Raw genomic sequence first — 17,577 nt, 5'->3', positions numbered from 1 at the left:
CTGCCGGCGGTTACGGCTGCTGGAAGCCCGCGTCCTGAAGGATCTTCTGCGCCTCGGGCGTGCTCAGCCACTTCACGAACGCGGCGGCGGCCTCCGCGTTCGTGGACGTCTTCAGGGTCGCCGCCGGGTAGGAGGCGACGGCGTTCTGACCGTCGGGGATCTCGACGGCCTCGACCTTGCCCTTCGCGCTCGTGGCGTCCGTCTTGTAGACGAGTCCGGCGTCGGCCTCGCCGAGCTCGACCTTGCTGAGGACGGCGCGGACGTTGGGCTCCTGGGAGACCGGTTTCACGACGATCTTCCGGGCGTCCAGGATCTTCTTGCTGTAGCGGCCGACCGGCACCTCGGGGGCGGCGAGCACGACCTTCAGCTTGGTGTCCGCGAGGTCCGCCAGCGAGCCGACCTTCTCCGGGTTGCCCTTGCCGGTCGCGATGACGAGCCGGTTCCTGGCGATGACGGTCGGGGCGCCGATGTCGGACTTCAGCCCGTCCATGGTCTTGGTGTCGGCGGTGATCAGGGCGTCTGCGGGGGCGCCCTGCTTGACCTGGGCGGCCAGTTCCTGGGACCCGGCGAAGGAGAACTTCACCGTGGTGCCGGGGTGGGACTTCTCGTACGCGGCGCCCGCGGTCTTGAAGACATCGGTCAGCGAGGAGGCGGCCAGCACGGTCAGCTCTGCCTTCGGTGCGCCGGCGGCGGACCCGGTGCCCTTCGCGCCGCTGTTCTTTTTGCTGTCGTCGCTGCCGCAGGCGGCCAGCGGTACGAGCAGTGCTGCGGTCAGGACGGCGGCGGTACGGCGCCGGGTAAAGGCGTACGACACGAGGACTCCTTGGTGAAGCGGTGGGAACAGGCCGCGTCGGGGACGGGCGACGCCGCTGCAAGGGATGAGCGCTGAGTGAGTGTTCGGGGGTCTCGGGGGCGGTTCAGGAGCGGTTCTCAGGCGCGGTTCTCAGGCGCGGTTCTCAGGCGCGGTCGATGTGCACGCTGGTCGACTTCACGCGGGCGGTGGCCTGCATGCCGACCTCCAGCCCCAGCTCCTCGACGGCCTCCCTGGTCAGCAGGGAGACCAGCCGGTGCGGGCCGGCCTGGATCTCGACCTGCGCGGCGACATCGCCGAGCTTGACCGCGGTGACGATGCCCGGGAAGGCGTTGCGGGCCGAGGTGTACGAGACATCCTCATCGCCGGTCCCGCTCTGGGCGACCTCGATCGAGAAGGCCGCCAGGTCACGGCCGTCGATGAGGCGGCGCCCGCTCTCGTCGCGATGGGTCGCGACCTTGCCGGCGTCCGCCCAGCGACGCGCGGTGTCGGGGCTGACGCCCAGCAGACGCGCCGCCTGGCCGATTGTGTAGGACTGCATATGCGACAAGGTAGGCGGCATCAGCCAGCATTTACAAGCCATCGAGCACCGCTTCATAGCAAATGCCAGACCCCTTGGAGGAAGCCCCAAGCGCGCTGCCCGGCCGCTGCCCGGGCCCGTGGCTACGGTGACCCCATGAGCCTGAGCATCCGCAATCAGATCCCCGGCACGGTCGTCTCCGTCACGCCCGGCGAGGTGATGGCCGCCGTCAGGGTCCGCCTGGAAGGCGGACAGGAGATCACCGCCGCGATCACACTGGAGGCCGTCAAGGAACTGGGCCTCGCGCCCGGCTCCGCCGTACGCGCCCTGGTGAAGTCCACCGAGGTCTCGCTCGCCACCGGCGCGGTCGAGGGCCTGAGCATCCGCAACCAGATCCCCGGCACCGTCACCGACGTCGCCGCCGGCGGCGCGATGGCGAGCGTCAAGGTCGGCGTGGTGGGCGGCGAGCTGACCGCCGCGATCACGAAGGACGCGGTCGCCGACCTGGGCCTTGCCGCCGGGTCATCCGTAGTGGCACTGATCAAGTCGACCGAGATCTCCCTTGCCACGCCCTGATCGCGGCCCAACTACCCCTGCTGCCCGGCCGTGGAGCCCCCCGGGAATGCCAAGGCCGCATAGTAAAATTGGCTCTCATGTCGAAGCCTGATTACCTGCTCGTCGATGTCGCCGCCATGGTGGAATCGGAGCAAACCAATCAGATGTCTCTCACCGTGGTGGTCAACGGGGCTGTCATCACCGGACGACTGGCTCCCGAAGCCATGTGGAGGCAGCGCGTCGCCGAGGTCCTGAAAGATTCGGACCGGCTTGGACCGTTCTCCACCATCTTCATGGCCGCCGGGGCCGGTCCCCGCAGCGAACAGGGTGAGCCGCCCACACACCTGCACTTCCATGTCGCGAGAATCCTTCAGGGAAGCCTCGGGATTCCCGAGACCGGGGGGATGTACCGCATTGCCATCAAGGATGTGAGCGCCTGGACGGTGGGGGACTTCAGTTACTCCGACCACTGAGAATTCGCTCTCAACGGCGCCACCGGCCGCGGTCCCGTCCATGCGGCAGCATGGAGACAGGGACAATCCCGGCGGCTGTGCAGCGTGACAGCCTGGAGTCGGCTGCGGCTGGCCGGCGAATGGGGAAGAGGTGCCGGATGGGTTCGGATGCGGACGACCATGACGGGCCGGCTACGGACTCCCATGAGCTGGACCGGGCGGTGCAGCAAGCCCTCGACCGGCTGACGCTGCTGACCAACGCCGCCGACGCACTGGCCAGCACCCTCGACCTGGACACGGGCCTGCGACGCCTGTGCCACACGCTGGTGCCGGGCCTCGCGGACTGGTGCGCGGTGGATCTGCTCGACGAGCACGGCCGCCTGCGCCGGCACGTGATCGAGCACCGTGAGTCCGACCTGGTGTCACCCGGCCTGTACGAAGGTGGACTGCCACCCCTGTCCGAGGATTCGGCCGCCTCACTGGCCCGTGCCCTGCGGGGGGCCGGGCCGCTGCTCGTCACGTCATTCTCCGCGCCCAATGCCGCGGCCGATCCTCTGCATGCCAGGGAACTGGAACTCTTCGACCGCCTGGGGGCGGACACGGTGGTGATCGCGCCACTGCGCTCCCGCCGGCAGGTTCTGGGCGCGCTGACCCTGGCGCGCACGGAGAGTACCGGGGCACTGGACGAGGACTCTCTTCCGCTGGCGGAGGACCTGGCGCACCGCGTCGCGCTCGCCGTCGACAACGGACGCCTGTACTCCGAGGTCCAGAACACAGGGGAGCGCATCCAGCGCTCCCTGCTGCCCGACCTGCCCACGCTCGGACTGCTCGAGTTGGCCGCCCGCTACCAGCCCGCTCTGGCCACGTCCCAGGTCGGCGGAGACTGGTACGACGCGTTCGTCCTGCCCGGCGGTGCCACGGCCCTCATCATCGGAGACGTCGCCGGCCACGACCTACAGGCCACCGTCACCATGAGCCACATGCGCAACATGTTGCGCGGCATCGCCAGCGACCGCAAAGAGCCACCCGGCAAGATCCTCGGCCGCATGGACGCGGCCAACAGCATCCTCTACCCACACCAGACCCTGACCTGCATTTACGCGCTTGTCGAGAAACCGGCCGAGCATGAGCCATGGGCTCTTCAGTACGCCGCAGCCGGCCATCCCGCCCCGCTGTTGATCACAGCTGAAGGCGACACACGCTTCCTGACTGACGGCCGCAGCATGCTTCTGGGAGTGGATCCCACCCAACGACGCCCCGACGCGACCGAAGTCCTGCCGGCGAACGCCACGATCCTGTTCTACACCGACGGTCTCATCGAACGGCGCACTGAAGACCTCGACCGCGGCGCGGCCCGGCTGCGCCAGCACGCCGCCGCCCTCGCCCAAGAACCCCTGGGAGCCCTCTGCGACGAGCTCCTCACCGGCCTCGCTCAGGACAGCAGCGACGACGTGGCCCTCATCGCCGTTCGCACACCGGCATCCGACGACCGCGCCGCCACCGCCACCGCCGACTGAGCTCAACAACCGGCGGCGCCACTCGACCGCGTCCCCTCATTTCATTCGATGAGGGCGGCCTCGAAGGAACCCCCCAGGTATCGGTCCCGGCTGTCGCGACGCTGCAGCTTGCCGGTCGTCGTGAGCGGCAGCGTCCCCGGCCTGAGGAGGACGACATCGTGCACCTGGATGCGGTGTCCTGCATGGACGGCGCGCCTGATCTCCTGCTTGATCTCCTGCGCGGTCACCGGGTCGTCACTCCCGCCGCCGGCTGCCGCCGTCGTCTCGGCGAGCACGATGAGCCGTTCATGTGCGCCGTCGTCGACCGACACCGCGCAAGCACCGAACTCGCGGACTGCCGGATGGCTGGCCTCAACAGTGGCTTCGATGTCCTGCGGGTAGTGGTTGGCACCGGCGATGATGATGACGTCCTTCGCCCGACCGGTGATGAACAGCTCCCCGCTGTGCAGAAATCCGAGGTCACCGGTACGGAGAAACCGCTCGCCCGGCTGATCGGGAAGGGTCCCCATGAAGGTCTCGGCACTCTCCTTGGGAGCGTTCAGGTAGCCCGTTGCGACGCTCGGGCCGGAGACGAAGATCTCGCCCACCTCGTCCTCATCGCAGGGCTTGCCGGTCTCCGGGTCGACGGCGACAGCCGTGCTCAACGGATGGATCGGGCCGCAGCCGACCAGCTCCCGACTGTCCAGTGCCGACGCGGCTGGGCGCACCTTTCCGACGGCGAGCGCCTCGGAGTCCAAGCGCAGGACCTCCGGGCCCTGGCCGACCGGCACGGCCGTGACCATCACTGTCGCCTCGGCGAGGCCGTACGCGGGGGACAGCGCCCCGCGCCGGAAGCCGGCCTCTGCGAATGCCGCGCTGAAGCGGTCGAGGGTATCGGCGCGGACGGGCTCACCTCCGACCAGAGCCATCTCCCAACGGCTGAGGTCGAGTTCCCGGCGCTGAGCGTCGGTCACCCGGCGGACACACAGGTCGTAGGCGAAGTTCGGCGCGCAGCTGTCCGCGCGTCCGAGCCGGGAGATCGCCCGCAGCCATGTGAGCGGACGCTGTACGAACGTCATCGTCGGCAGCAGTGTGACGTCCCGGCCGGAGAAGAGGGGCTCGAGGACGTTGCAGATGAGGCCCATGTTGTGGTGAGGCGGCAGCCACGACACCGACGACGGGCGGGACAGCCCGGCGTCGTCGGCAGGCCGGCGCGTGTTGTCGTATATCAACGACAGATTGTTCAGCACATTGCCGTGAGTGATCGCGACGCCCTTCGGCACTCCGGTCGATCCCGAGGAGTACTGCAGGTAGGCGACCATCTCAGCGGCGGTCACCGGCGGGGTCCACTGCCGGGCCAGGTCCGGGCATACCTCGTCGGTCGCCACCCGGTCGAGTCGGGCGAGCCCCTCGGTGCCGGTGAGGACGGGCTCGGCGGCGGCAAGCATGGAGCCGGTGGACAGGAACAGCCGGGACTCGGAACTCGCGGCAATCGACTCCACCCGAGTCCATTTGGCATTGCCCCGCGTACCGTCGAGCGGAGCTACCGGCACCGGGATCAGACCCGCATAGATGCAGCCCAGGAATGCGGCGTGGAACTCCAGTCCGGGCGGGTAACTCAGCAGCGCGCTTGCGCGTGCGGTTGGAGCCTGCTTCAGCAGCGTCACGGCGATCGCGCGCGCATAGCGGTCGAGTTCGGCCAGGGTCAGTGAGTCGGATTCATCGACACCATCGCCCAGGAACACAAAGCTCTTCCGGTCGGGCTCGGCTGCCGCACGAGTGCGGCACAGGTCGATCAACGTCGTCAGTGCCCCGTGCTCACCGGCCACCCCCTCGGGCAGGCGGACACTGTGCTGACGATTGGTTTGCATGAGACCACTCCAAACGGAGGAAGGAGGAAGAAGGCGGCGGCAGTTCGCGCGCCCTCCCTGCATGGAGCGAGATTCAGACCGTCTCGAACACCCGCGCCCGGTACCTGGACCGGCACCGCGAGCGCTGCAGCTTGCCGCTGGTGGTGAACGGCAGCGACCCCGCCTTGACCAGGAGGACCTCGTCGGCCCGGAGGCTGTGCCCGGCGAAGACGGCCTCCCGGACGGCTTCTTCGACCTCGTCCGCCCCGACGGTCGCGCGGGCACCTGACGGAGCGTCCGGCGGGGGGCCGGCCACGACGCGGTACCGGCTGTTGATCTCAGCCAGGACGACGAGGCGCGTGCGTCCGCCGTCCTCGACGGTGAATGCGCAGCAGCAGCCGTCCCGTACGGCCGCGTGGCTTCCTCCCGCGGTCGCCTCGATGTCGTACGGGTAGTGCTGCATGCCCTCCACGACGATGAGGTCGTCCACCCGGCAGGTGACGAAGAGCTGACCGCCGTCCAGAAAGCCGAGGCTGCCGGTGCGCAGGAACTGGCGGCCCTCGTGGCCGCGCACGGTGGCGTTGAACGTACTTGCAGTCTCCTCCGGGGCGTTCCAGTACGCGGCACCGATACTCGGTCCGGAAGCCAGGATCTCCCCTGTCTCGTCCGGGGCGCAGGGTTCGCCGGTGGCCGGATCCACCACCGCGATGGTCATGGACGGGTGCAACTGGCCCAGGCCGACCAGTCGGCGGGCCCCGTCCTCGCGACCGGCTCGCTGCACCTTGCCTTTCGCCAGCGCCACCGCGTCGAACCGCCGGATCACCGGTTCGGGCTCCACCGGCCCGCCGCTGAGCATCACGGTGGACTCGGCGATGCCGTAACTCGGGAAGAACGCCTCTCGGCGAAAGCCGAACGGGGCGAGCATGGCACTGAACTGGTCAATCATCTCTGCACGCACCGGCTCGTCCCCGACCACCGCGATCCGCCAGCCGCTGAAATCGAGGGAACGCAGCTGCTGCTCGGAGGCGCGCCGCACGCACAGCTCGTACCCGAAACCGGGTGCCGAACTGATGCCCGCCCCACGGTCCGATATCGCGCGGAGCCAGTTGACCGGATCCTGGGCGAACGCCGACGGCGGCATCAGTACGGCGTCGTAACCGACATAGAGCGGCTGCAGGACCCCGGTGATCAGTCCCATGTCGTGGAACACGGGCAGCCAGGACACAACGGGCGGCAGCCGGTCGAAGTCGTCCGTGTCCCGGGAACCGTTGGCAAGGATCAGCGAGAGGTTGTGCAGGACGTTGCCATGGGTGAGCTCCACACCCCGGGGCTGACCGGTCGTGCCGGAGGTGTACTGCAGGTACGCGATCGTGTCCGGGCCGATGCGGGGGGCTTTCCAGCCGTATGCCTCCGTCCCACTGATCTCGTCAGTCGCCACAGAGGTCGGCCGGCGTGGTGTGGACATGTCCTTCAGCAAAGTGTCGACACGGTCCAGCCTGGACCCGTTCGACAGCACCAGATCCGGCTGGCAGCTGTTGACGATTGCCCGGAAGCGCGTATACCGGTCGTCGACGCCGACGCGCAGCACCGGAGGAGCCGGCACCGCGATCAGGCCGGCATACAGGCAGCCGAAGAAGGCGGACACGAAGTCCAGACCCGGCGGGTAACTCAGCACGGCGCGGGCGCCCGGCGGGGCATGCCTGCTCAGACGCACGGCGATCGCCCTTGCGCGGGCGTCGAGTTGGGCGAGGGTGAGCGAGTCGGACTCTTCGAGGCCGTTCTCCAGGAAGGCGAACATCCGTCGATCCGGGTCCCTGGACGCGCGATACCTGCAGAGCTCGACCAAGGTCGTCGGCTCGAGTCGGGATTCTGTGATGGCATCCTCTGACATCGTGGTCCTCCTGTTCGGCTTGGCCATTGCCATTGCCCGCCATTCCCCCACTGGCCGCCAGGACTTGACTATTTGCCCAGCCATTGCTGTACGCCTGCGTCACGTTCGTTCCACTCGGAGAGATGCTAAGTCGACGGAGAAATATGGGGTATCCGCCGGCGGAAGGCGTCCACCCCCTACCGGAGGCGAGTGCCCAGTAAGCCGTAGGACGGATGACAACCAGCCTCCGGTCGCCCTCACGGTTCCGTCCGCCGGCCGTTATGGAAAACACCTCGTGCTCTCTACCGTAATGACGACGGCCAGTGGACGACGAATGGCCCGTGCCCAAGCCCGTGTCCAAGGGAGAAAATTCCCCTAGAAGGCTTCAGAAAGGGAACCGTGATGTCCTACGAAGCATCTGACGACTACTTCTTGGGTTATCCGAAGCTCCCCGACCTCCCCGGTCCCCCGGACGGGGAAGTCCTCGGTACAACCGGCGTTGTGGTCACCGGTTTAGGAATGACCACGCCGCTGGGTGCCGACGTCCACTCCACCTGGAAAGGGCTGCTCACCGGCGATTCTCCGGTCACCGTGCTTGACGAACCGTGGGCCCGCGACCTGCCCGTACGGCTGGCAGGCCGACTGAGTCAGGAACCGACCGAGGTGCTGGACCGGGTCGAGGCCCGGCGGATGGACCGCTGCCAGCAGATTGCGATGGTGGCGGCCCGCCAGGCATGGGCCGACGCCGACGCGCCCACGGTGGCGCCGGAGCGGTTGGCCGTAGTGATCGGCACAGGCCTCGGCGGCGGGAAGACCCTGGTCGACCAGCACGACGTGTCCTCGGCGAAGGGGCCGGGGCGCGTGTCGCCCTTCGCCGTGACGATGCTGATGCCCAACGGCCCCGCCGCCGCCGTCAGTCTGGACCTCGGCGCCCGCGCCGGCGCCCACGCACCGACCAGCGCCTGCGCCTCCGGAGCGGAGGCAATCGCCATGGGGCTCGCCATACTTCGTGCCGGGCGGGCCGACGTCGTTGTCGCCGGCGGCACCGAGGCATGCATCGGGCGGCTGTCCATGGCGGCCTTCGCCCGCATGGGAGCCCTGTCCAGCCGTCATGACGAACCTCAGAGGGCATCGCGGCCGTTCGACAGCGCCCGTGACGGCTTCGTCATGGCCGAGGGCGCCGGAGCCGTCGTACTGGAACGAGCGGAATCCGCAAGAGCTCGTGGCGCGCGGGCGTATGCCACGCTTGCCGGTACGGGGATGAGCTCCGACGCGCACGCCATGACAGCTCCATCAGCGGACGGTCAGATCAGTGCGATCCGCCAGGCCTTGAGGTCCGGCGGCCTCGGCCCGCAGGACATCGTTCACGTCAACGCTCACGCTCCCGGTACGCCCGTCGGTGACCGTATCGAAGCGTCGGCGTTGCTGGAATCGATCGGCCCGCATGCTCTCGTGACGGCGACCAAGTCGATCACGGGCCATCTCATAGGCGGGGCGGGCGCGATCGAGGCCATCTTCACGGTCCTGAGCATCTTCAACGACGTGATTCCCGCGACCAGGAACCTCGACGACAAGGACCCCGAGGTGAAGGTGGAGATCGTCACGGAAAGCCCTCGGCACACCAAGGTCACCGCGGCCATCTCGAACTCGTTCGGTTTCGGGGGTCACAACGTGGTCCTCGCTTTCACCAAGCCCGCCTGACCAGGGGCGCGGGACGGGCCGGAGGAGAGGGGGGCTTGAGTGGCTGGGGGTCCCGCCGGGCCTGCGGAGGCCCGTGGAGCCTGCGCAGGCTGGGGCGAGTGCACCAGACCGCTCCGCTGAGCCATCAGCGCCGCATGCATCCGGTTCGGCAACTCGAGCTTGGCGAGGATGCGCGAGACGTGGGACTTCACGGTGGCGGGCGTTACATGCAGCTCGCGGGCGATCTCTTGATTCGACCTCCCCATGGCTATACCGGACAGGACTTGGGTCTCCCGGCCGCTCAGGGTTGCCAGGGCGACCGCGTGAGAGCGCTCCTGTGGCGGCGGAAGAATCTCGAACCGATCGATCAGCCGTCGGGTCATCGTGGGGCAGATGAAAGCCGCGCCGCCGGCGACCGCGCGGACGGCTGAGGTCAGCTCCTCCTGGCTGGCGCTCTTGAGCAGAAACCCGCTTGCGCCCGCCTTCAGCGACCCGAACAGATGGCTGTCGAGGTCGATGCTGGTGAGGACGACGATTCCGGGTGCGAATCCGGGTGCGATTCCTGGTGCTGCCGCCCCCAAAGGCTTGGCGAGTTTACGGATGAATTCGTATTCGGCATCGACGAGTACGACCTGCGGTCGCCGCAGCTCGACCATTCGCAATGCCTCCTCGCCGACCCTCGTATCGGCGACCACGGTGATGTCCGGCGCCTCCTTGAGTGCATGCCGGAAACCGCGGCGCACAAGGTCCTCATTGTCGACCAGTATTACTTCCAACGTGCTGAAGTCGTCCATCAATCACTCCGCCTGTGCGATTCGGAAGTGTGGTCCCCATTCCACTCCGTGGTCTCCTGACCGGTGTGGTTTGACGAGTACTGTCAAGAACGCTTTCCGGTACAGCGGTTGCACACGCGATGGCTGTAGGGCGCGCTGAGCCCCACTGGTGACCGTGGCTGATACCGCATATGCCCCCTGGCCGGCACGCGCATCCCGGTTAGGCTGAATGACAGCCTGCGGCGGGATTCGCCGCATCGATCCCTTCCGATGCTAGGGGGATTGGCAGTGCTGGTTCCAGGCAATGGCGGCCATGCTGTTGGCCGTTCCGGACACGGGGCGGGGGTCGACGAAGTCTCCACGGCTCCGCGGCTGTTCCCGCGAGGCATCGCAGGCGTGCGAGCGATGGTGGATGTCGGGGTCGAGCGCGGAGTTCCCGTACCGGCATGCCTGGACGGCAGCGGTGTGGACGAGAACACCCTGGCCGACGATGCCGCACACGTCCGCGCCTGGCAGGAGCTCGTCGTGGCGCAGAACCTGGTCCGCGCCACAGGCGATGCTCCCGGCCTGGGGCTGGAGGTCGGCAGCCGGATTCCGCTGCGCAAGTACAGCGTGTGGGGCTTCGCACTGCTGGCCAGCCCAACGCTGCGCGATGCGGCGGCTGTGGGACTGCGCTACCTGGAACTCACCTTCACCATGGTCGGGATCCACCTTCAGGAGAACGGGGACGAGGTCCACCTCGTCCTGGACGACGGGTTTGTGCCCCAGCCCGTCCGGCACTTCTTCGTCGAGCGGGAAATGGCCAGCATCCGGACCATCCTGGACACCATTCTGGGTCGGCCCTTCACTCCCCTCCGGCTGGAGGTGCGCTTCCCACGGCCTGAAAAGCCCGCAGCGTACGAGGCGTTCGCCGACGCGCCGATCGCCTTCGGGGCGCCGCGCAACGCGATCGTCACCCTCGCCGCGGTACTGGAGCAGTCGCTGCCGCAGGCGGACCGCCACACGATGCAGGTGTGCGAACGCGAGTGCAGCCTCCTGCTGGCCCGGCGCGCCCACACCGAATTCGCAGCGCGGGTACGGGAACTGCTCATGCAGTGGCCGGACGGGATCCCCGACATGGGCGTTGCCGCAGCCGCGCTGCACGTCTCCACCCGCACACTGCACCGGCGTCTGGCTGTGGAGGGCACTTCCTACCGGCGTCTCGTCGACGGAGCGCGGCACGCTCGCGCTGTCGAGATGCTGTCCACCCTCGGACTGGGAGTCGACCAGATCGCCGTACGGCTCGGGTACGCCGATGCGGCGGCGTTCATCCGCGCGTTCCGCCGGTGGACGGGCGCGACCCCGGGCGCCTACCGCACCAGGGTGCCGACCCGGCCGTACTGATCATTTCAGGACCAGGTTGGGAGCGTCCGGGGGTGCGTCCAGTCTCCGGACGGGGGATCCCCCCACTTGTGGGCCACGCCAGGCCACCGAGCGGGACACGCGATGGGCAACGGGTTGAACGCCAAGGAGCAGGCGCACGCCGAAGCGTCGTTTGGGCGGGCGGCTCGCCCGGCTACCGGCTGCTCCGGTCGGCGTCGGCTTGACGGCCGTCGGCATCCGGCGTAATCCGGGATTAGGAGGTGGATCAGATACTTCCGGGAGGATTTCGAGAGGAGTCCGATCATGCTCGGCGATCTGCTCGGCGAAGAACAGGGAGAAACCACCGGAATGCGGGTCCTGCCCACTGACGACGGCCACCCCGCGATGGAAGTCTCCTTCCAGGCAGTGGGCACGCTTCTGAGCGCAGCGGTCAAGGACATGGGGACGTACGAGTCGTTCGTGCGACCCGACGGCACACTCTTCGGCGATGGCCAAGGGATCATCATGACCCAGGAGGGAGAGACGGTCACCTGGCACGGTCAGGGCGTCGGGCACTTCACCGACACCGGCGGAGTGAACTGGCGAGGCGCCATCTACTACGAAACCGCCGCCGCCAAGTTCGCGCAGCTCGCAGGGACCGCGGGAGTGTTCGAGTTCAACACGGATGAGAACGGAAAGGTCACAGCCAAGGTCTACGAGTGGAAGTAGTCCCCGCGGCCCCTGCCCGTTTTGCCGTGTGCCCGGGCGGGTCGCGCGGCTCAGGATTTCCACCACCGCGCTGCGGCGGCAGTCCTTGTGAAGAACGTCCACGAAGCCCCTGGGATCTCCGGAGCGCTCCTGGCCTTCGTCTTCGACTGTTCGGTCAGCGTTTGAGGGACTCGGCGTCTCCCATGACAATCACCGGGTGCTGGTCGGGATCGAGCGTGAGCAGCAGTTCTTTCAAGTGTTTCCGCGCCAGGCTCACGCAGCCGTGCGTAGGTCCGTCGTGGTCGACGTGCAGCCAGATGCCGCCGCCCTTGTCGTCGCCGAGGGGGCGGGTCCAGTCGAGGGGGGAGGTTCCGGCCTTGCGGTTGTAGTTGATCGCGATGACGTAGTCGAAGGAGCCCGCGAGCGGCTCGCCCTCGAAGCCCGTGCCGCCGATCCTGAAGCCCTGCGACGACTGGTCGTACGGCAGCTCGGTGCCGGGATCGGCCAGCCGCCCGCCGGCATCGGTGAGGGTGAACACGCCTATGGGCGAGTGGAGATCGCCGGCGCGATGGTCGTCCGTCCAGCCCTTGAGAGCGTTGTGCGCCGGCCAGGTGGCTCCTGGCTCCCAGCCCGCGCTCGTGCGGCGGTACAGCACCACCTGCGACTTCGGGGAGTCCTTGCCGCGGCCGGTGACCAGGACGACCTGCCGCGCGTTCTTGGGGATTCCGGCCAGCGTCTGGGGGCCCAGGCCCGGCAGCTGCGCGGGGACGGATGCGGCGGACCCTTCGGTGTCCGCAGGCGTCTGCCGGGGCCTGGCCTGTGTCGTGCCGGGGACGCCGGACGCGGTGGCTGATGCGTCCTCTGCACCGACGGCCGCAGACCGGGCGTCGTCGGCTGTCCCGGTGCCAATGCCCCCGCATCCGGCGAGCGCTATGGACAAGGACAGGACGACGGCGGGTATCCCGAGACGGTTCAGGCCCGGGGTTGTGGAGGTGGTCGCTTGACGGTTCCCGAACTGCGCACGGGGACGCCGTCGCGGGGGGCGACTGGTTGATGAAGCCATGTCGTCAGCCTCGATGAGACAAGTGAGGAACTTGTCAGCTCCGTCGCCCGAGGTCGGACGAGGTCGGACGAGGTCAACGCGCGGCAGCCTCGGGGCGATGCCGGTAGCGGAGCCCTCCGGCGTCTCTTCCCTGATGGCGGCCTGCGGCCCGGTCCGTCCGCCTCAGCGTGCGGAGCCCTCCTTCCACTGATCCCATGCCATGTTCCAGCCGTTGAGGCCGTTGTCGGGGGCAATCGTCCTGTCGTTCGAGTTCTGCACCACGACCACATCACCGACGAGGGAGTGGTCGTAGAACCAGGCGCCGTCCTGATCAGGGTCGCCGCCGCCCTGGGTGTCGTTCAGCCCCACGCAGCCGTGGCTGATGTTGGACCGGCCGAACACCGAGTCCGCGCCCCAGTAGTTGCCGTGGATGAACGTGCCCGAGGTGGACAGGCGCATGGCGTGCGGGACGTCGGGGATGTCGTACTCGCCGGCGAAACCCACCGTGGCCCCGTCCATCCGCGTGGTGATCAGTTTCTGCGAAATCACCATCTGGCCGTTCCACGTGGGCGAGTTCTTGGCGCCTGCCGTGATGGGTATGGTCTTTTGGGCCTTGCCGTCGCGGACGACGGTCATCCGGTGCGCGGAGGCGTCCACGGTGGAGACCTGACTACGGCCGACGGTGAACCGTACGGTCTTGTTCTGTTCGCCGTAGGCGCCCTCGGCGCCCTTGACTCCATCGAGGCGGATCGTGACGGTGACGGTGGAGTGGGCCTTCCAGTACTGCTGCGGACGGAAATCGAGGCGCTGCGTGCCGAACCAGTGGCCTACGACGGCCTGTCCGCTGGTGGAGCTGACCTCGATGGCGGACTCGACGGCCTTCTTGTCGGTGATCGCTTTGTCGAAGGTGAACGAGACCGGCATCCCCACACCGACCGTGGATCCGTTGTCCGGGGTGAACGTGCCTGTAAAGCGGTCGGTTTCGGCGAGGGTCGTGAACGCGATCTTCTTCGTCTCCTCGCGTCCGTCGTCGTTGGCAGCCACCACGGTCAGCCGGTAGGCGGTGCCGTGGTCGAGGGCGGCATCGGGTGCCCAGGTCCTCTTGTCCGGGGAGCGTTCGCCGCGCACGGCCCGGCCGTTCGCAGTGGCCAGGGACACCTCGGTGATCCTCCCCGCCTCGACCGTGACGCGGCCACCGCGTGCGACGGAGACATGCTTCTGTCCGTCGGCGGCATTCAGATGTATGCGCGGCGTGGCCGTGGCTCCGGCAGCGGCCGGCGCCGCTTTCGCGCGGTCGTTCGCATCTCCTGGCCCAGTGCTGCATCCGGCCAGAAGGCAAACCGAGATCGACAGGACAGCGAGGGCCGGGGCGGGGCGGGTGCGGTGCATGGGATCTCCGTCATGCGCGTTGGGTGGCGTTTCCCACGAGTCGTGGGAAAGCAGGCCCCGGGTTCGAGCGGCGCGGTGTCGGCGCTGTTCGGCGCGACTCATCGGGCCGGGCGACAGCCGCTCTCGTGGCTGCGGCCCGGCCGCAGCTCTTCGGCTCGCCGTCGCCGTCACACCCGGTAGCTGCCCGGCGGGATGGCGGCGCCGAAGGCAACCAGGGGCAACGCCCAGCCTGGCGTGCGGATATCAGGAAGTTGTCAGGGTGTGGGAAGGCCCGCACATCGGCCTGATGACGATCCCGCGCACTTAGAGTCAGTGACGTGTGCGCACATATTCTGGTGGCGGAAGACGACCAAATGCAGGCCGAGCTCATACGTCGGCTGCTGCTTCAGGAGGGTCACACCGCCGTCGTCGTCCACGACGGCCGGGCGGCGATCGACGAGGCCAAGAGCCGCAGACCCGACCTGGTCGTCCTGGACCTGATGCTGCCGAGGATCGACGGTTTCGGCGTGTGCCGCGTGCTGCGCCAGGACGGGGACGTACCCGTCCTCATGCTCACCGCCCGCTCCACCGAGGACGACGTTCTGCTCGGCCTCGAACTCGGCGCGGACGACTACATGACCAAGCCGTACAGCCCACGGGAGCTGCTGGCCCGCATACGCACCGTGCTGCGCCGCACCCACCGCCCCGCCGAGAACTCCCCTCTGCTGCGCGCGGGCTGCATCACCGTCGATCCCGTACGGCACCTGGTGACGTGTGACGGCACCCCCGTCACCTGCACCCCGGGTGAATTCGCCATCCTCCACGCCATGACCGCAGAACCCGACCGGGTCTTCTCACGCCGTCAACTGCTCGAGCACACACGCGGCCACGACCGCGCCTCCACCGAACGCGCCATCGACGTACACATCATGAACCTGCGCAAGAAGATCGAACCCGACCCGCGCAGTCCCGTCCGGCTGCTGACGGTCTTCGGCGTCGGCTACAAACTCGTCGGCGGCGGCCATGACGCCTAGTCTTCCCTGGCGCAAGAGCCTGTCGGTGCGGCTTCTGCTCACCTCCATGGCGATCGCCGTCGTCTCCGTGGGCGCCACGTCCTGGCTGGCCGTGGAGACCACCACGCGGGCCATCCAGGAGGAGCGCGGTCAGGTGCTCTCCGACGACAACGAGATACTGCGGCAGCTCAGCGGCTACGCCGCGACCCACGCCGACTGGGACGGCGTGCAGACCTCGGTGCGCACGCTGTCACGCACCATGGGCCGGCGCATCGCCCTGGCGACGGAGACCGGATACCCCATCGCCGACTCCGCCGCCCCGGGTACCCCCCTGCCCGCCCGCTCCTCGGCCACTGTCGAACCGCTGAACACCGACACCTACACCGAACCAGGGGCCCAGCTCGCCGGGATCGACCCGCGGGCGGTGGGACCGTATCTTCTCCGCCCGGCCGAACGGGCACAGGTGAAGACACTTGCCGAGAAGCGCCTCGCGTGCATGCGGCGATACGGGAGTGACGGCAGCAGCCGACAGACTCCCAGCGGCCGCACGGTGGTCACGTCCGACGGCGGGGAGGCGTCCGTGCCGCTGCAGTGCGCCGACGGACAACTCAACACACCCGCGCGCACCGAGCAGAAGGCACTGGACGAACTGGGCGCCCTGATCGCCTCCTGCCCCGATCCCGAGCAGGGGAAGGGGAAAGGAACCCCGCTGGCCGGAGTTGGCATCGACTTGATTCCCGGCTTCAACACCCTGGCGAGCGACAGCGGCCGCCCGCTCGGTCAGACGCAGAGCTGTGTCGACAACGCGCGACGCAAACAACTCGACCCGTACGTCGCCCCGAGGGCCAGACTTTATCTGGGCAGCCTGGGCAGGCAGCCCGCAGGTTTCAACCTCTCTCCCGCCAACAAGGCCAAGATCGTCGGCGTCACGGGGCTCGTCCTGGCCGTCACCGTCGCCATGACCGCTGTCGTCGCCATCCGCCTCGTCCGTCCCCTGCGAGCACTGACGGCCGCGGCCCAGCAGCCGCCGCAGCGGCATGCGCGCGTTGCCGTCACCACCAAGGACGAGACGGGCTATCTGGCGACCGCCTTCAACGATCTCACCGCGCGCCGCGAACAGTTGGAAGCCCAGCGCAAGGCCATGGTCAGCGACATCGCCCACGAGCTGCGGACCCCGCTGACCAATATCCGCGGCTGGCTGGAAGTCACCCGCGACGGGCTGCTCGACCCTGACCCGGACCTCATCGCCTCCCTGCACGACGAGGCACTGCTGCTGCAGCACATCATCGACGATCTGCAGGACCTCGCCGCCGTCGACGCCGGGACTCTGAAGCTGCACCGAGAGCCGGTGGGCGTGGACGAACTCATAGCCCAGGTAGTGTCCGCCCACAGCACCCGCGCCGAGGCGTCGGGCATCCGCCTGCACACCCGTACCGACCCCGGCCTCTGGCTGGACGCCGACCCGGTGAGGATGCGCCAGGCCCTGGGCAACCTCGTCTCCAACGCGCTCCGGCACACCCCCGCGGACGGCACGGTCACGGTCACCGCCCGGCAGACCGGCGATCTGGCTGTCCTCACCGTCCAGGACACGGGCGGCGGCATCGCCCCCGAAAACCTGCCCCATGTCTTCGAGCGTTTCTGGCGAGCCGAAAAATCCCGCAGCCGACGCACCGGCGGCAGCGGACTGGGCCTGTCCATCGTCCGCCAGTTCGTCGAGGCGCACGGTGGAACCGTCACCGCCGACAGCGAGCCCGGCGCCGGGGCGGTGTTCACCATCCGACTCCCCCACAGACCGGCACCGCAAAGCCTGTCCCCGGCTCGTGGCAGGCCCGTGTCTTGACCTGGGCGACCTGCAGACGAGAGGACGACGGCGGTCGCCCGGACCGGTTGCGGTGGCCAGGGCGGACAGGGGGCGATCTCCTCGGGCCGAGCGGGGCGGAACTCCGGCAGTCGGACGGCTCTGCCGACCGCCACGGCCAACTGGCCGGCCACGTGGGGCCTCCCGCGCGAGGCGAACTCGCAAGGCCTTGGCATGCCCGAGCTTTCGTGGCGCAGCGAACCGGGCGCACCGGGCGCGGCGCGTCAGCACGCTGCGCCC

At 68.5% G+C, this 17,577-nt stretch carries 15 protein-coding genes; 8 read left to right on the top strand and 7 right to left on the bottom strand.

Going from position 1 to position 17,577, the window contains the following annotated elements; all coding sequences use genetic code 11:
• Positions 1-10: 10 nt before the first annotated feature.
• Both modA and ACH492_RS21780 read right to left on the bottom strand, forming a co-directional pair.
• On the bottom strand, positions 11-814 hold the full coding sequence (modA, locus tag ACH492_RS21785) for a molybdate ABC transporter substrate-binding protein (protein WP_398988930.1): 804 nt from the start codon (positions 812-814) through the stop codon (positions 11-13).
• 142 nt (positions 815-956) lie between these two features.
• Entirely contained in the window at positions 957-1,352 is a 396-nt protein-coding gene (locus tag ACH492_RS21780; protein ID WP_398988928.1) for a molybdopterin-binding protein, read from the bottom strand.
• 135 nt (positions 1,353-1,487) lie between these two features.
• On the opposite strand from ACH492_RS21780, the gene ACH492_RS21775 reads away from it, so the two are divergent.
• From ACH492_RS21775 to ACH492_RS21765, 3 genes are all read left to right on the top strand, one after another.
• The gene (locus ACH492_RS21775; protein WP_398988926.1) at positions 1,488-1,907 is read left to right on the top strand and encodes a molybdopterin-binding protein; all 420 of its coding nucleotides are present in this window, start codon (positions 1,488-1,490) and stop codon (positions 1,905-1,907) included.
• 77 nt (positions 1,908-1,984) lie between these two features.
• The gene (locus ACH492_RS21770; protein ID WP_398988924.1) at positions 1,985-2,359 is read left to right on the top strand and encodes a hypothetical protein; all 375 of its coding nucleotides are present in this window, start codon (positions 1,985-1,987) and stop codon (positions 2,357-2,359) included.
• A gap of 137 nt (positions 2,360-2,496) precedes the next feature.
• A complete protein-coding gene (locus ACH492_RS21765) occupies positions 2,497-3,855 on the top strand; it encodes a PP2C family protein-serine/threonine phosphatase (RefSeq protein ID WP_398988922.1) in 1,359 nt (452 codons plus the stop codon).
• A gap of 41 nt (positions 3,856-3,896) precedes the next feature.
• On the opposite strand, the gene ACH492_RS21760 is transcribed toward ACH492_RS21765, so the two are convergent.
• A complete protein-coding gene (locus tag ACH492_RS21760; protein ID WP_398988920.1) occupies positions 3,897-5,705 on the bottom strand; it encodes a fatty acyl-AMP ligase in 1,809 nt (602 codons plus the stop codon).
• Between the two features lie 73 nt (positions 5,706-5,778).
• On the bottom strand, positions 5,779-7,575 hold the full coding sequence (locus ACH492_RS21755; RefSeq protein ID WP_398988918.1) for a fatty acyl-AMP ligase: 1,797 nt from the start codon (positions 7,573-7,575) through the stop codon (positions 5,779-5,781).
• A gap of 381 nt (positions 7,576-7,956) precedes the next feature.
• Between ACH492_RS21755 and ACH492_RS21750 the strand changes: the two genes are divergently transcribed.
• On the top strand, positions 7,957-9,255 hold the full coding sequence (locus tag ACH492_RS21750; protein ID WP_398988917.1) for a beta-ketoacyl-[acyl-carrier-protein] synthase family protein: 1,299 nt from the start codon (positions 7,957-7,959) through the stop codon (positions 9,253-9,255).
• Here the strand turns inward: ACH492_RS21750 and ACH492_RS21745 are convergent.
• On the bottom strand, positions 9,219-10,028 hold the full coding sequence (locus ACH492_RS21745; protein WP_398988915.1) for a response regulator transcription factor: 810 nt from the start codon (positions 10,026-10,028) through the stop codon (positions 9,219-9,221). The two genes, ACH492_RS21750 and ACH492_RS21745, sit on opposite strands and share 37 nt — an antisense overlap.
• Positions 10,029-10,412: 384 nt before the next feature.
• Here ACH492_RS21745 and ACH492_RS21740 point away from each other — a divergent pair, with 384 nt between their 5' ends.
• Positions 10,413-11,390 carry an AraC family transcriptional regulator gene (locus ACH492_RS21740; protein WP_398988913.1) on the top strand — a complete coding sequence of 326 codons (978 nt, stop codon included), beginning with the start codon at positions 10,413-10,415 and terminating at the stop codon, positions 11,388-11,390.
• Between the two features lie 282 nt (positions 11,391-11,672).
• On the top strand, positions 11,673-12,077 hold the full coding sequence (locus ACH492_RS21735; RefSeq protein ID WP_398988911.1) for a hypothetical protein: 405 nt from the start codon (positions 11,673-11,675) through the stop codon (positions 12,075-12,077).
• Positions 12,078-12,231: 154 nt separating this feature from the next.
• On the opposite strand, the gene ACH492_RS21730 is transcribed toward ACH492_RS21735, so the two are convergent.
• Positions 12,232-13,119, bottom strand: coding sequence for a L,D-transpeptidase family protein (locus tag ACH492_RS21730; RefSeq protein WP_398988909.1), 888 nt, complete (start codon positions 13,117-13,119; stop codon positions 12,232-12,234).
• 162 nt (positions 13,120-13,281) lie between these two features.
• On the bottom strand, positions 13,282-14,487 hold the full coding sequence (locus ACH492_RS21725; protein ID WP_398988907.1) for an Ig-like domain-containing protein: 1,206 nt from the start codon (positions 14,485-14,487) through the stop codon (positions 13,282-13,284).
• A gap of 317 nt (positions 14,488-14,804) precedes the next feature.
• Here ACH492_RS21725 and ACH492_RS21720 point away from each other — a divergent pair, with 317 nt between their 5' ends.
• Both ACH492_RS21720 and ACH492_RS21715 read left to right on the top strand, forming a co-directional pair.
• Complete coding sequence (locus ACH492_RS21720) at positions 14,805-15,500, top strand: response regulator transcription factor (RefSeq protein ID WP_398988905.1); 696 nt, start codon at positions 14,805-14,807, stop codon at positions 15,498-15,500.
• A complete protein-coding gene (locus ACH492_RS21715) occupies positions 15,490-17,319 on the top strand; it encodes a sensor histidine kinase (protein WP_398988903.1) in 1,830 nt (609 codons plus the stop codon). The genes ACH492_RS21720 and ACH492_RS21715 overlap by 11 nt, the downstream gene beginning before the upstream one ends.
• The last annotated feature ends 258 nt before the right edge of the window (positions 17,320-17,577 follow it).

It is taken from the genome of Streptomyces sp. NPDC019443, from assembly GCF_044389785.1.
Taxonomy (GTDB): domain Bacteria; phylum Actinomycetota; class Actinomycetes; order Streptomycetales; family Streptomycetaceae; genus Streptomyces.
The sequence above is the reverse complement of the archived record's forward strand: the minus strand, read 5'-3'. Positions and strand labels throughout refer to the sequence as shown.